The 15,693-nt window shown below is 39.5% G+C and carries 13 protein-coding genes; 7 read left to right on the forward strand and 6 right to left on the reverse strand.

The annotated features are described in order from the left end of the window. Window positions 1–25 precede the first annotated feature (25 nt). From ACSZOX_RS02335 to ACSZOX_RS02360, 6 genes are read right to left on the reverse strand one after another with little or no spacing between them, the layout of a single operon-like run. The gene (locus tag ACSZOX_RS02335; RefSeq protein WP_437918138.1) at window positions 26–1,171 is read right to left on the reverse strand and encodes a cytochrome-c peroxidase; all 1,146 of its coding nucleotides are present in this window, start codon (window positions 1,169–1,171) and stop codon (window positions 26–28) included. Beyond that, a complete protein-coding gene (locus tag ACSZOX_RS02340; RefSeq protein WP_437918139.1) occupies window positions 1,172–1,825 on the reverse strand; it encodes a hypothetical protein in 654 nt (217 codons plus the stop codon). A 44-nt stretch (window positions 1,826–1,869) separates the two neighbouring features. Continuing rightward, window positions 1,870–3,246, reverse strand: a complete 1,377-nt coding sequence (locus ACSZOX_RS02345; protein ID WP_437918140.1) for a RagB/SusD family nutrient uptake outer membrane protein — start codon at window positions 3,244–3,246, stop codon at window positions 1,870–1,872. Window positions 3,247–3,261: 15 nt separating this feature from the next. Beyond that, on the reverse strand, window positions 3,262–6,522 hold the full coding sequence (locus tag ACSZOX_RS02350; protein WP_437918141.1) for a SusC/RagA family TonB-linked outer membrane protein: 3,261 nt from the start codon (window positions 6,520–6,522) through the stop codon (window positions 3,262–3,264). Between the two features lies 1 nt (window position 6,523). Further along, a complete protein-coding gene (locus ACSZOX_RS02355; RefSeq protein ID WP_437918142.1) occupies window positions 6,524–7,525 on the reverse strand; it encodes a FecR family protein in 1,002 nt (333 codons plus the stop codon). A gap of 60 nt (window positions 7,526–7,585) precedes the next feature. Next, window positions 7,586–8,137, reverse strand: coding sequence for an RNA polymerase sigma factor (locus ACSZOX_RS02360; protein ID WP_437918143.1), 552 nt, complete (start codon window positions 8,135–8,137; stop codon window positions 7,586–7,588). A gap of 162 nt (window positions 8,138–8,299) precedes the next feature. On the opposite strand from ACSZOX_RS02360, the gene ACSZOX_RS02365 reads away from it, so the two are divergent. The 7 genes from ACSZOX_RS02365 (at window position 8,300) to ACSZOX_RS02395 (ending at window position 15,692) form a co-directional block, all read left to right on the forward strand. Then, window positions 8,300–8,914 carry a TetR/AcrR family transcriptional regulator gene (locus tag ACSZOX_RS02365; protein WP_437918144.1) on the forward strand — a complete coding sequence of 205 codons (615 nt, stop codon included), beginning with the start codon at window positions 8,300–8,302 and terminating at the stop codon, window positions 8,912–8,914. Beyond that, complete coding sequence (locus tag ACSZOX_RS02370; protein ID WP_437918145.1) at window positions 8,904–10,199, forward strand: TolC family protein; 1,296 nt, start codon at window positions 8,904–8,906, stop codon at window positions 10,197–10,199. Before ACSZOX_RS02365 ends, ACSZOX_RS02370 begins: the two co-directional genes overlap by 11 nt. Before the next feature lie 14 nt (window positions 10,200–10,213). Further along, window positions 10,214–11,308, forward strand: a complete 1,095-nt coding sequence (locus tag ACSZOX_RS02375) for an HlyD family secretion protein (protein WP_437918146.1) — start codon at window positions 10,214–10,216, stop codon at window positions 11,306–11,308. Between the two features lie 3 nt (window positions 11,309–11,311). Next, window positions 11,312–12,895, forward strand: a complete 1,584-nt coding sequence (locus ACSZOX_RS02380) for an MDR family MFS transporter (protein WP_437918147.1) — start codon at window positions 11,312–11,314, stop codon at window positions 12,893–12,895. Window positions 12,896–13,401: 506 nt separating this feature from the next. After that, the gene (locus ACSZOX_RS02385; RefSeq protein WP_437918148.1) at window positions 13,402–14,127 is read left to right on the forward strand and encodes a TetR/AcrR family transcriptional regulator; all 726 of its coding nucleotides are present in this window, start codon (window positions 13,402–13,404) and stop codon (window positions 14,125–14,127) included. Between the two features lie 127 nt (window positions 14,128–14,254). Beyond that, the gene (locus ACSZOX_RS02390) at window positions 14,255–15,004 is read left to right on the forward strand and encodes a histidine kinase (protein ID WP_437918149.1); all 750 of its coding nucleotides are present in this window, start codon (window positions 14,255–14,257) and stop codon (window positions 15,002–15,004) included. Then, window positions 14,970–15,692 (forward strand): LytR/AlgR family response regulator transcription factor, encoded by a 723-nt coding sequence (locus tag ACSZOX_RS02395; protein WP_437918150.1) that lies wholly within the window; start codon window positions 14,970–14,972, stop codon window positions 15,690–15,692. Before ACSZOX_RS02390 ends, ACSZOX_RS02395 begins: the two co-directional genes overlap by 35 nt. Window position 15,693 lies beyond the last annotated feature (1 nt).

Here is a 15,693-nt window from a genome sequence, read left to right on the forward strand (position 1 = left end):
TTTTTTTGACTCTTTTTCCGAAATATCAATCCTTCATATCGGGAAGTTCGGGAAATGCTAACCGACGTTGGGTGGAAGAACTAATTGATCCTAAAAAGGCAATCACGGCATCCACTTCTTCTTTCGAGAGGTTTAATTTCTGTAAAAGTGGAGATGGAATAGGCCGTTTACTTTCATCAACCTTTACGCGCCGTTGAATCGGGGCGGGATTCCCTAAATTATAGAGCTCCACAACATCACGTAATGTCGGAAAATTTCCGTGATGCATCCAGGGGCCTGTCAGTGCAACATCACGTAACGAAGGTGTCCGAAAAGCACCAATATCCTTCTGCTCGCCAGTAAGATGATAATGGCCAAAATCTTCTTGGCGGGAACCGTAAAGGGCCTGTCCATCGTTATGAAATTTGTTATCAGAGAAAAGTGCGGTATTATGGCAATTGATACAGCGTGCTTTGGTACGAAAAAGATGTAAACCTAATAACTCCTGATCATTGAGCGCATCTGCTTGTCCAGAGACAAAACGATCGAATTTACTTGGATAACTAACAATACCTCTTTCAAATGTCGCCAAAGCATATTGTATACGTTGTAGCGTCACTCCAGAATCGCCAAATGCCTCAACAAAATATTGTGCATAGCCGTTTATCTCACGAACATTTGCAACAAGGACATCGAGACTCGTGTTCATCTCCACATGATCCTGTGTGGGCAAAAGCACCTGATCTTCGAGTGATGCGGCACGTCCATCCCACATAAAGCTTTTGTAAAAAGCGACATTATAAAGCGTCATTGCGTTGCGCTTTCCAACACGACGTCCATGCCCATTCGCTAAACTTTTCCCGTCACCGAAGCCTAATTGAGGCTCGTGGCAATTGGCACATGAAATCTGCTTCGATGCCGAAAGTCGAGGGTCGAAAAAGAGCATTTTTCCCAACTGTGCTTTCTCCTTCGTAAACAGATTATACGCAGGATACGTTGCTTTCGGCAGCACACCGATATCTTGAAAGCCTTCTTTTACAGCATCATCGATATTCGGTGCAGGCCATTGGCTGAGATCACCCGAAGAGTATAATTTCCTTAACAAAGAAAGGTCAGGAAGCTTACTTTCTTGAACAAAACTGACCAATAAAAAAAAGCTTCCTAAACCTAGGAGAACAATTGTTTTCCTCATTTATTCAAACACTAATGCCGTCTTACTGATTTTATACACACGTGTCACTTTTGCTAATCCTCCGATAGCTGTTTCATCAAAATCAACATTTAAATCAATCACGCCAGTCTCCAAATCGTATGTTCCACTGCCACTGATTCCTATTTCGATATACTCCATATCCTTTCTTTCTTCTCCTCCTGGTTTGTATATCTTTACAACCTGTGACAATACTTCAACTTCACCTTTAGAGAATACGGTAGGTGCATCTGCTAACGTTGTCGAAGATTCATCTGGTATAAATCGGAGTACTTTATCCACATTGATACCAGCCGTTTTTATATTCGTAGTTCCGGTTTGTGTACTGTACAGCGTAACCATTTGAAATAAATTCACACCGCTATCCTCCACATAAGGGTTTACGAAACCCAAATAAGTCGGATCTTCTTCCGAAATCATGGAAAAATGCGAAGCAATACGTTTACCCCAAGTTTTTGTTGTTTCATCGTAACGATATACATAGGGTTGAAAATAGGCTGTATTTTCGTGGAAATAAGTAATAACCGCAGCATCAGCTTGGGGTTCCTCTACCACCGTTTCTGGTTCAGCAACGTCTTTACTACAAGAAGCTGCAAATAAAATAAAAAGAGCAAAAAATGTACTTTTAATTTTCATGATTTTGTTATTATATATTAAGATATTTATGAATAAAATTTTGATCAATAACCTGGATTTTGTTCCATATTACTATTGGAAGTGACAGATTGAAGCGGAATAGGTAAAACAAACTTATCGGACGGATAATTGATATTACAGTTATTCCCCTCGCAGTCGCTACGCACAAGAGATATACCACGCCGCATCAAATCGAAAAACCAAAAGCCTTCCAAACAAAGCTCTCGTCGTCGTTCGTCTAGAATTTCGTCGATTAATGCTGTTTTGTCAGAATTTGTCCAATTTTCTGATTCAGGGTTAGCTCGTTTACGAATCACATTAAGGTCTGCTAATGCCTGTTCGCTACGGCCAAGTTCCGCCGCCGCCTCGGCACGGATAAGATACATTTCAGAGAGTCGAATTAACTTAACGGAAGTTGCTGCGGTGCCATAGGTCGGATATTTGAACGCACCTCCACTAGCTCTAATATCACCTTCCTGAAAGATCTCCAACAGATCGTTCGATGGGGCAAACTGATACGTCGTATTTGCCGTTTCGTTTGTATAGTAATTCCCCAAAGAGGTTCCCGCGAAGGGTGAGACAACGGCAATTTCGAAAATTGTTTCTTTTGACGCAGCCGATGTCCAGGATGCTACATATTCAGAACTACTGTACAAGGAATAATTTGAAGCGATTACGGCTTCACTATAGTCATAAGCATCAGCCCACTCCCCTTTCAGCATCGAAACCCGTGCTTGAAGTGCCTTGATGGCCGAACTACTCATATAAATGCTGTTACTTCCGGTGAATACCGCTTTACGCTCTGTAAAAAGATCAGCAGATTGCTTCAAATCGGATGCTATTTGCGTATAGACCTCCGCTACAGTCGCACGCTTACGTTGCGCATCTGCTATCAATATCGGTTCTGTGGCCAGAACGATTCCCAAATGCGAAGCATCGGCTGTATAACTGTAGGGTTGAGCAAACAGCTGTACCAAATTCAAATGCATTAATGCGCGTAAGCCGTAAGCTTGTGCCAATATATCGTTCCGCTCCGTTTGTAAACCATCTGTAAGCTCCGGTACACGCTTTATAATATTATTGAGGTTATTCAACATTTCATAGGTCTCCTCGTATACAGCTGCCATGCTGCTCGTATCTGCAGCAGTGGTAAACGTATAGACATCGAGATATTTTTGGAGGGTAATATATAGAGGTTTCACATTACCACCTACAGCCTCGGGATAAATCATTTTAGGACCGTTTTCAGTCTCCCACATCGCAACATACACACCTGTAAGTGCCGCTTTTGCCCCCGCTAAGTCTGAAAAAATTTCGTCAATAGATACTTTATTTTGAGGCTCTTTATCCAAGAACTTATCACATCCTACGAAAAGAAAACAGAGGATAAAAAGCTGGATTATATTTTTCTTGATCATCATGAACTGCATTAAATATTATAAACTGACTTGCACACCAAATGAAAAATTTCGGGTTTCTGGATACGTAAACCGTAGCTCGCGGATTCCGTTACGTCCCTCGGGAGTCTTGTCTTTATACCAGTAAAATAGGTTCGTTACATTAAAATTGAAAGATAGATTCGGAATTTTATGCCTTTTGCTCCAATCATTATTTAGCGCATAACCTACAGAAACGTTTGACAGCTTCAGATGTGTGAGATCATACAAATACTGCGAGGAATTTCTAACCGGGACGGTTGAGGTGAGTTTTGGAATATCAGTTTCATCCCCGGATTCCTGCCAACGATACATCAAATCAACCACCTTATTAGAATGCCTAATTGTATTTCCAGCTTCAAAACGGGTCGTTGAAATCAATTTTTTCGCGCCTACATTATATTGGAGATTAAAAGAAAACGAAATATTATTCCAATTGAATATATTGACCATACCTCCTTGAATTGTAGGCATGGAATTACCCAAAATCTCGTAAGCATCTTCGCCCAAAGCTCTTATTCCAGATCTATCGACAATCTCACCTGAAGGCGTGTAAAACCGATCTAAACCATCCTCCTTATCCACACCTGCCCAACGCACTCCCCATATGGTGTTCGTGCTGTAGCCCACACGAAGTGCATTCCCTACATAATTACCCGATGAAGGAGCATAGTCCACAGCTATAGGATTATTAAAGGAAAGTACTTTATTTCGGTTGAATCCACCGTTAAATGTGGTCCGCCAATTCAAATCCCCATCCTTAAACCAAGCATAAGATAAGTTGAAATCCAATCCTTGATTCCGCATATTTCCGGCATTCACCTGTATACTCGAGAATCCCGTCTCCAGCGGTACATCTACGCCCGCAATCAAATTATGAATATTGTTACGATAAAGTTCCAAGGTGAATTGTAAACGATCAAACAAGGAGATGTCAAGTCCGATATTTGTTTTATAATTGGTTTCCCAACCTAAATCGGGATTTTCTGCTGCCGTTGATGTCGGTTTTGCACCAACTTGCCCGCCATATGTTGTGCTACCGATATCGTAAGTTCCTCGGGAAGCATAGGATCCTATACGCGAATTCCCCGTACTACCAAAACTGGCTCTCAAACGTAGGAAATTGATACTTTCTATATCTTTTAAGAAGTCCTCGTTAGAGATATTCCATCCGGCTCCTAAAGCCGCATTAATAGCCATACTTTTATCCCCTCCGAATAACGATGATTGATCAGCTCGTCCACTCAAGGTAACATAGTATTTCTTCTGCAGATCGTAATTCATCTGCGTGTAGTAGGAAACGGTAGCATCGGATATTTTCGAGGAGGCTGAAGTCTTTGTACTGGCTAAACTTAACTCACGTATTTTATCATAAGTGAAACCTGTACCTAAACCATATAACAAAGCGGTATGTTGATCACGCAGTTCCATTCCCGCTATGGTTAGAAAACGTTGGTTTCCCTTTAATTTTGGACTGTAGCCGACTTGTGCAAAAGAAGTCCAATTATATGTTGACCGATCGTATATGCGTAATCGTCCACCAGATGTACTCCCCGTTCCATTATCTTTCGAATAATAAAGTTCTTGTTTTGATTGCAAAAAATTACCTCCTAATGCAGTACGCACATACAATTCGGGAGTAATATCATATTGCAGATCCATTTGCCCATTCGTCGTTATAGTTTGACTTTTATCCTCATTCTGCGCAAGTACTGCCAAAGGATTGTAGAGTCCCAAAAAAGTCGAAAAGCTACCATCGGCATTATAAGGAGATATATTAGGAGGCAAGTAAGCATTTGCCGAGAAATTATCTAACCCCTCACGTCGCATTAAGGTCGGTGTAATCGTGGTATTTAATCTTACCTTGTCGGAGAGTTTTGTTTGGTACTTTAAAGTCGCTGTATATTGCTTCAGTTCATTGCCCGGGGTCGCGTTTTCTTGATTCCGGTAGCCCATAGACAGAAAATAAGTACTTCCTCCTTGTCCGCCAGAAAAGGAGACGTTCATATTCGAATACCTTGCATTTCTTAATGTCAAATCAAACCAATCTGTATCAATGGTACTACTTCCTGCTAGTATCGTCGCTGCTGCCGCTGTCGATCCCTCATTGATATAGTATTCGCGCAGTAATTCATGATATTGGGGTCCCGAAAGAAGCTTTAACCTATTGATAAAAGTAGACACCCCAGATTGAAAAGTAGCTTGTACACGCAAGTTTCCGCTTCGACCACTTTTTGTTGTGATAAGGATAACACCATTCGCGGCATTCGCACCATAGATTGTTGTTGCTGCGGCATCTTTGAGTACAGTTACCGACTCTATATCCATCGGGTTAATTCCAGCAAGTGGATTGAGTAACGTTTCATCTCCAAACAACGCCACCGCATCCCCACTTTCCTGTTCCTGCATCGGCACGCCATCGATAACAAATAAGGGCTGCGAAGAGCTTGTCCTTTCCGCTTTCGTAGAGGAAAGTGTACCCTGTCCTCGAATGTGAATTTTTACCGGCGTACCCAATGATGTACTCGGTTCTACATACAATCCAGGGACCATCCCCTCCAACATCTTATCGATACTTTCTATCGGCCGGCTTGTTTGCAATTGTTCGGCATTCAAAGAAAAAACACTTCCTACGGTTTCCTCCTTAAGTTTAGGCCTTTCGTACGTACTGGTTATCACGACTTCCTCCACACTTTGCTCTTTCGGTTTTAACAAGACTTGTTGAAACGCCCCTTCTACCTTTATGACCTTATTATCGTAACCCACATAACTCACCGTCACATCTTCATGTAACAGCTGTGCTGGCAATTCCACTAAAAATTTACCTTTTGCATCTGTTCTACTCTGTATTCCTTTTTGTTTTACATAGAGGCTCGCTCCTGCTAACGGCTCCATGCTGATCGAATCTAAAATAACCCCAGATATGGTAATAGGTTTCTTGCCCTTCTTGACCAAAATATTCCTACCGGAAATTTCCAGATCCAAGAATAAGACTTCTTCCAACTGTGTTAAAACCTGATGAAGGTTGCCCGATGAAGAGAAACTAGCCTTCCGATCCACATAAACGACCTGTTCATCGTAAAGAAAACTGTAACCAGATTGGCGTTCAACTTGTTGAAAAATAGAACGAATCGTTTGATTTTTACTTTCTATTCTTAAAAATTGTTGTTGGCCTCGCGCCATAAACGTGCCTATCGTAAGAAAGACGGTTAATAATAGGGTGTATGTTTGCGTCAGACATACACGAGGGTCTTTATTCATTTTATTTTTGTTTTGCAATAAGGGTATTAGAATCGAGATGGAAATGATACGGTGTGGTAAAGTTTAATTTCGCGATAACTTGTTCGATAGATTCGTTTGCAATGGTACCAGAAAAGCTCATCTCTATTGCGGGATTTGCCGGAACGATGATACCGTATTTTCGGGAGAGTTTTCGACCAACTTCTGCAAAGGAAGCTTGCTTAAAGAACAGTATACCTTCAATACTCGCTCTTTCTTCTTCTTTATCAAAAGTTTCGACAGAAAACGTATTCGTTTTTTTATTGTAGTTGAACGATTGTCCCGGAGAAAGCGTTTGCTTGATATCGTTATTGTAGACCTCAACTTTTCCATTAAAAAGCGCCACCTGCATACGATCATCTTCATTAAAAGCATGCACATTGAAAGAGGTTCCCAATACACGAACCGCAAAATCACCAGTCTTGATGACAAAAGGTTTAGTTGCATCATGCACCACCTCAAAAAAAGCATCACCTTGGAGTTGCACTTCGCGAAGACTGTCTGAAAACAGTATTGGATAATCGAATTTTGTACCTGCAGTCAAGCGAACTTTTGTTCCATCAGCTAGGGTAATGTTCATGCGTTTACCAAGCGGTACTTCTTGATGCACGATATTTGGCAGAGTAACGCTATCCAGTTCTTTTGGATTTCGTAAGAACCACAGAGAAACAGCTGTACCGACCATCAACAAACAGGCTGCCGCCACCCAATATCGGAAAACCAATTTGCGCACAGCTCGTTGAGGCACAACAGCACTCCGCTCTAAATGAGCTAGCATCGTCTCGCGCGCAGTTTCTCGTTCTTCCTGTGTGGGTCGGTTCGCTAAAGCGATGACAAATTGTTTGGCTTCATCCACAAGCGCAACATATTGAGGATTGTCTTTTAACCAACTTTCCCAAAACTCCACATCCATAGGATGGCTTTCGAGGCAGTAATGAATAAAAGATTCTTCGCAAATCAGTTGTTCGATCGTAGGATTGTTCATGTCCATTTATTGCTGTTTATTATATAGTGCAATAAAGGCGCAATTTTTACCTGTTTTTATTTAGAAAAATTTAAAACAACTAAGTAACAAAAAGATTATCTGCCCTTTAAGATTCTTCAAAGCTTCGTAAATCACATTATAAACCGTGCGGACAGCGGCATTTTCTTCTATGGCAATTTGCTCATAGGATTTGTTTTGAAAGAAACGAAGCTCCACATAATGCCTCTGTTTTTTTGTTAACTGGGCAAGTGCTTTATCTAATTTGCTCTGCATTTCAACATGTTGTTCCCACGCAATTTGCTGTGCTTCTGCAGAATCTTCAAGCTGCTCATCGAAAATAATGACAGGAGAAGAACCTTGTTCTTTTAGTTGCCGTAAAATAATGCGTTTTAACCAGGTAAAAAGATAAAATTTGGGATCTTGAACTTCGATAGATAAACGCACTCTATTTTCCCATATCTCACAGAATAAGATATGAATGGATTCTTTTACAATCTCCCTTTCTTTACCGATAGACAAGCCGTATTGGAACAAAGAGGAATAATACGCATCATAGAGTGCCATAAAGCTCTCCTGATCGCCTTGTCTAATACTAATCCACGCTTGTTTCATTTTGTTGGGTCTGCAAAAATACAATATTATTTAGAATAGTTATAAATAAATTACAAGCAAGACACAATTATCATCAAAAAGTAATCTTAAACAAATGTTTAATTTAAACAATTGTTTAAATTAAACATTTGTTTAAATTTGCCCCGTTAATTCAAGAAACGTATGGAATTAAACAACAAACAACTGGAAATCATAGAGATAGCGAAATCACTATTTGCACAAAATGGCTTTGATGCAACATCTGTACGTGATATTGCGCAACGTGCAAATATCAATGTCGCTATGATTAACTATTACTTCAATTCGAAGGAAAACTTATTGGAAACCATCATTGAACATGGTGTTGAAGCGTATCGTTTAGACCCTTCGAAATACCAAGATGAAGTCGATCCATTCTTACGATTAGAAAAAATGCTAGATCACTACATGGAATCTAAATTTTCCGATCTTCATCTTTACCAGATTCTCACGAACGAGGCTACAACGAAAAAAAGAATTAATTCGGCCTCTGTTTTTAAAGAACTTCGTCAACATAATGTTCGACAACTCAGAGAAGTTATTGAATATGGATGTGAGAAAGGGGTCTTTCGTTTTTACGATCCCCTATTATTACACATGACGATGATCGGCACCTTTCTGAATTATAAGATGAACAAATCCGTTATCGAAGAAATGCTCTCCTTATCTTCTGGAATAAGCTACGAAGATTATCTAAAGGAAGAACTCACCAAACATTTGAAATTTATTTTGAAAGCTATTTTGACATATGAAAATTAAATATTGGAGTACAGCTTGTCTTTTATTATCGACAAGTGTATTCAGCTTTGCACAAGAGAAAAAACATCTCGAATTGGAAGAGGTAATCCAACTTGCAGCCAGTCAATCGACCAACGCAAAGGTTTTGGATGCCCAAGTAAAAACAAGTCAGCTTAAATATGAGGAAGCGAAAGACAGCAGATTGCCTGAAAGTAAGCTATCAGGCACTTACCTGACGATGAACAGCCCGACGGTCGATCTAAAAATTCCGACGGGCTCTGGCGATGGCTTAGACGTATCCATGAATCAGTTGTTCATTGGACAACTATCTATTAATATGCCCTTGTATACGGGAGGGAAAATTAAGAATGGGATCAAAAGTGCGGAAGATAGCTGGAAGGCCATACAATACGAAAGTCTGGCTTCCAAGGAACATATTTCGTTAAATGCGGTTCACCTATATTTAGCACTTTATCAGGCACAGCAAACGCAAGATCTTATTGCAGAAAATATAAAGAAAGCGGAACAGCAGGTTGTTGACTTTAAAGCGATGGAACAAAATGGAATTATTGCTAGAAATGATCTATTAAAGGCAGAACTACAGTTATCAAACTATAAAGTTTCTTACCAAGAAGCCACAAAAAATGCTAAAGTTATCAATTACCAACTCAACACCCTGCTAGGGCTTGAAGAAAACACCATCATTGACCATATTGATTTAGCAAAAGCCAAAGCAGCAGAATCAACTGTACAAGAAGGATATGAAGAAAGAAACGAAATCAAATCGCTTTTATCCCAAAAAGATGTCGCACAGGACCAACTTAAAGTAACTAAAGCGGCTTATTACCCTACGGTATTTGCTACAGGAGGTTATGCCGCACTTCATCTTCAAAATCTTGTCACGGTAACCAATGCAGCGAATATTGGGGTCGGGGTATCTTACGATATTGGTGCTTTGTACAAAAACAAAAAGAAGGTTCGCGTGGCAGAACAGCAGCTTATAGCCCTTGATGAAAACATTGCGCTAACAAATGATAAAATTAAAAATGAAATCAAAGAAGCGCAAGAGGATTTAACATTAGCAGACAAGAAGAACAACCTTTATAAAGAAGCCTTGGCACAAGCTCAGGAAAATTATAGGATTGTGAAAGACAAATATGAAAATGGTGTTGCCGACACCGACGATTTATTAGAAGCGGATGTGCAACAACTCCAAAGTCAAATCAATCTAGCCATTGGCGAAGCAACATTGATTGAAAAATATTACGATTTATTACTAGCAACTGGACATTTTACAACTAAATAAAGAAGCAACAAATCATGGAAAATACCACTGAAAATAAAAAACCTGCAAATAAAAAATTTATTATTGCATTTGCGCTTATCCTCGTATTAGGAGGAGGATTCGGAATTTACAAATATCGGGAAAGCCAGGCTCATGAAACTACGGATGATGCTCAGGTTGAACGGAACTTAACCCCTATCATTCCACGCGTAGGAGGATATGTGGATCGCGTATTCGTACATGACAACCAATTGGTAAAAAAGGGCGATACGCTTTTTGTTATCCAACCTGTGGATTATGAAGTTAAAGTACAGGAAGCGCGCGCAGCCTTACTTGTGGCACAGAATTCTTTTGAAGTATCTAAAGCGGATGTCTTTGCTTCCAATGCAAATGTCGCGATTTCAGATGCAACGATCCAGTCCAATACCGGTACTATTGAGGCCGCGGAAATTAGAGCAAAACAGGCAAACAATGATTTTGAACGTTATTCGAACCTGTATAACAACCATTCCATTACAAAGCAACAATACGAGCAAGCGTTAACCTCGAAGCTCGAAGCGGATAAACAAGTAGAGGTTCTTCAACAGCAACGTAAAGCCAGCAGTTCACAAAAGGCAGCGATCGTGAGTAAAACGGACGTAGCAAGTAAACAGACATCTGTGGCTCAGGCAAACATAGAAAAGGCACAAGCCATGTTAAAAGCGGCTGAACTTAATCTATCTTATACGGTTGTAACAGCCTCGGTTGATGGACAAGTATCTAACATTAAACTACAGCCTGGACAATTTGTTAATCCTGGACAATCTCTATTTTATGTGATCAACAATACGGAAACTTGGGTGGTCGCTAATTTCAAGGAGACGCAGCTGAACAAAATTAGACCCGGACAAAAAGTCGAAATTAAAGTAGATGCTTTTCCAGACGACATTATCGAAGGCGAGGTGCAGTCCTTTTCCCCAGCGACAGGTTCTAGATTTTCACTTTTGCCTCCAGACAATGCCACAGGAAACTTTGTTAAAACCGTCCAACGTCTACCTGTGAAAATAACGTTTACGCCACAGAACAAGCCTGAGGTTATTGCAATGCTTCGCCCAGGAATGAATGTAGATGTGGATGTACACCTAAAATAAACTATGGAAACTTTAACTGAAAGAGACAGCTTAGTCGAATATGGGTTTAAACGGGTGTTGATTACCTTCACCTGTATCCTATGTGCTTTGCTGGAAATCGTTGACACAACGATTGTCAACGTTGCACTCAATGATATGAAAGGAAGTCTAGGCGCAACACTGACAGATGTAGCTTGGGTAATTACGGCATATGCCATAGCGAACGTTATTGTGATCCCTATGACGAGCTGGTTATCGCAGCAATTTGGTCGAAGAAATTACTTCGCAGCATCCATCATTATTTTTACCCTTTCTTCTTTTCTATGTGGCAATGCCACCAATATATGGGAGCTTGTCGCATTCCGGTTCTTCCAAGGTATGGGAGGAGGGGCTTTATTGGTAACTGCCCAAACGATACTAACAGAAACTTACCCTCCCGAGAAACGAAGTATGGCACAAGCGATTTACGGCATGGGCGTTATTGTTGGACCAACATTAGGCCCACCACTTGGTGGATATATCGTAGATAACTTCTCTTGGCCCTATATTTTTTACATCAACGTACCGCTCGGAATTTTGGCAACTTTGATGACAATCTACTTGGTCAAAAGTCCACAATATGGCAAAAAACAATCTGCAAAAGAAGTCGATTGGTGGGGGATGATTTTCTTGGTTATGTTCATTGGTTCGCTACAATTTGTTCTCGAACATGGACAACAAGACGATTGGTTCGAAGACCCTACAATTGTAGTTCTTTCGATTTTGTCTTTCTTAGGTTTATTCTTTTTTATCTGGAGAGAATTAACATATGCCAATCCCATCGTTAACCTGAGCGTATTAAAAGACAAGAACTTACAGATTGGAACGATCATGAGTTTCATCCTCGGTTTCGGGCTTTTCGGTTCCACATTTATCATTCCAATCTATACCCAATCTATTTTGGGGTGGACGGCTACAGATGCAGGTATGTTACTGATCCCCAGTTCAATCATGACGGGATTAATGATGCCTTTCATAGGAAAAATGATACAATCCGGTGTACCTCAAAAATATATGGTCGCTTTGGGACTTTGTATTTTCTTTGGCTATTCATTTTTTATGTATAGCATTATCACCAACGATACGGGTAGTGAACATATGTTTTGGCCATTAATCATACGCGGTATAGGGCTAGGTCTTTTGTTCGTACCTATAATGACTTTATCCTTATCTACTCTATCAGGGAAGTCCATAGGCGAAGGTGCTTCTTTTACTGGTATGAGTCGCCAACTTGGCGGATCGTTTGGTATTGCGTTGATCACAACATTTATTTCACGGGATAGTCAGCACCATCGCGTGGATCTGATTTCGCATATCGATCCCTCGAAATTTGAGGTACAACAACGTATCCAAGCGATGCAACAAACGTTCATGGGTAAAGGTTTCTCTAGTAACGAAGCTTTGGCAAAGGCACAGCAGCTCATTGAAGGCTCTGTGATGAAACAAGCGACCATCCTATCCTACATGGATGTATTCTTATATCTTGGAGTGCTATTTTTGGTATGTGTGCCTTTTGTACTCTTTATAAAACAAGGTAAAAATAAAGTAGACACTTCCAATCTTCATTAAGACAGATTGTTCAAAAAGACCTGATACTTCTTTCCCAACAGTATCAGGTCTTTTCGTTTTTTATAGTGGTATAAAAGACTTCCCTAAACCAGAGTTATAGGCTATACAGAAAAAAGCATCTTTTTACAGCTATGAACGATACACTGTTGTAGTTTTTATCCTACAAACTACATAATTCTAGTAGGCAAAACAAAAAGCAAATAAGTTCGTTGAAAACACAAAACCACACCGTACCAACAAAAAAAAACTTGATTTATTCTGTTTAACTTATGGGATCTAAACCCCTTAAATCCTATCATAAACACATATTAGCAACTTTATGCACCATACATTTGTTAATTAATGTAAAAATTATTCAAACGAGATCAACCCCTTTTTAGTTAACATAAATACTTAAAGCCCAAGTAATCGATGATTAAAAAAAAATAAAAAATACTTGACATATTAAATATTAATAACCATTTTTATCCCCCGAACACTATATACAAACAAAGGTAAACAATACCATGGCACGAAAAAAAAACCAATCAACAGAACCTGTTGAGGAGCTTCCTGTAAAGAAGCCTAGAAAAGTGGTGTCCGGCCCAATCCGAGACAAAGAAAAGACTAAACGCAGATTGATTGCTACAGTAGGGAAAGTTTTGCAGAAATACACGTATTCTGGCTTAACAATTACCAACATAGCGAAAGAATCTGGTTTAAATCCAAAGTTAATTTATCTTTATTTTGGCAGTTTAGACGGTCTAATCGAAGAGTACATCCTAGAGAAAGACTTTTGGTCTGCAAAATCGAAAGTACAATTCACAGAATTACTTGAAAAGCCTGAACTTATCGGTGCTGAAGCTACAAACGAAGTTTTTCAACTGCAATTTGATTCCTTCCTAAAGGACAAGTCGATCCAACGGATCATCCATTGGGAAATGGGGATGAAAAACAAACTTCTTAGAAAAGTTGCTGACGATAGAGAAGAAGTAGGCAATCTTCTTTTAGATCACGTAGACAAACACTTTGAAGGTACTGATGTCGATATTCGCGCTACCTTGGCGATTATTTTAGGTGGTATTTATTACCTTACATTGCACGCTAAAAACAACGGTAGTACAATTAGTGGTATCGATATCAATGAAGACGAAGGTAGAGAACGCATCGAGAAAGCAATCTCCCGATTGATTTTCCGCGAATTCGACGACGCTGCAGGTCAAAAGAAGAAAACAACTTCAAAGAAAAAATAAAAAAGAAGAGACGCGTCAATATACGCGTCTCTTTTTTATTCCCTCCTTCTCCCCTGTTATCATTTACAAGAGAAACACAATATTCCAAATATTAAATCGTATTTTAGTTGTTTTACAACGGTTAATAATGGATACAGCAGACTTCAATTATTACATGAGCCTTATATTGATAGTTGGCATTATCGTTACACTCCTTATTTTGTGGGTAAAACAAAAAAAAAGAATTGAAAATCTTGAGAAACAACTAGCATCGGCTGAAAATAAGATTCATGAGCAACAGCTTTCCGAGATGGATTACAAATTAAATCCACACCTTTTTAAAAACGTATTAAATGCTATTCAATCACATGCGTATCAAACCTATCACAGTATAGATTCTTTATCTAGCGTACTAGACTACATCCTGTATGAAAGTAAAAAGAAATATGTGACACCACATCAGGAGGTAAATTTCGCTCTTAGCTTAGTAGAAATATACCGCATCAAATTAAGTCCATTGTTTGATCTACAAGTGAAAAAGAAAATCCGGGACAATGAACCCCTTTTCAATCAACGTGTAATGGCTCCTCTATTAAGCATTGACCTCATTGAAAATGCATTTAAACACGCAGACATCCAAAGTCAGGATTCTTTCATATCGATTACATTTGAGTTTAGTGAAAATATTTTTTCGCTCACCGTAGCCAATAAAATTTCGAGCAAAACACCTTTGAAAAAAGAACGTCAAGGCGTAGGCTCTGACATCCTAGTTCGCCGACTAGACGTCATCTATAGAGATAATTACAAATTAGACAGGTTTGTGGAGGATGAGGTTTACATCGCCCACTTAAAAATTGACTTACTTGAACACAAAGCTAAAATGCTTGCTACTCGATGATGAGCTACCAAGCCTGAAATATCTTAAACTTCTATGCCAGCAGATTCCTGAAATAGAAGTGATCAAAGCATTCAATTCGTCACTCGATTTTCTCGCACAGCATGCAGATATAGAATTTGACCTGCTTATTACGGATATCGAAATGCCCCATATCAAAGGGTTGGAATTAGCAGGAAGAATAAAGAACAAAGCGATTATATTCACGACTGCCTACGGCGAATATGCTGCCGATGCGTTTGATTTACAGGTTATCGATTACGTCCGTAAACCATTAAAACTGGAGCGGTTAAAGCAGGCAATAGCGAAAGTCTCTATTTGGCAACGTAATACTATACCTACCGAAAAAGCATTTATACAGGTAAATAGCGACAAAGGGAAATATCTTCTCTATTTCGATAGAATTCACTTTATCACAACCTCCAATCTGGATAGCAGAGACAAAGCTGTCGTCTTGGACGATAAGTCTGAAATCACGCTTAAAAATGTTTCCTTTCAAACCTTAGAATCCGATCTTCCTAGCTCAGCTTTCTGTAGAATAAATAAAAAAGAAATAATCGCCTTACATATCGTTGCGGCATTCTCCCACAACGAAATAACAAGTAATCTTCAGGGTGACAATAAACAGCCTCGAATGTTTACATTGAGTGACAAATACAAAACTATTTTTTTACAGAAATTAACGCTATAAT

Origin of the sequence: Sphingobacterium sp. LRF_L2 (assembly GCF_965644235.1) — a bacterium.
Taxonomy (GTDB): Bacteria; Bacteroidota; Bacteroidia; order Sphingobacteriales; family Sphingobacteriaceae; genus Sphingobacterium.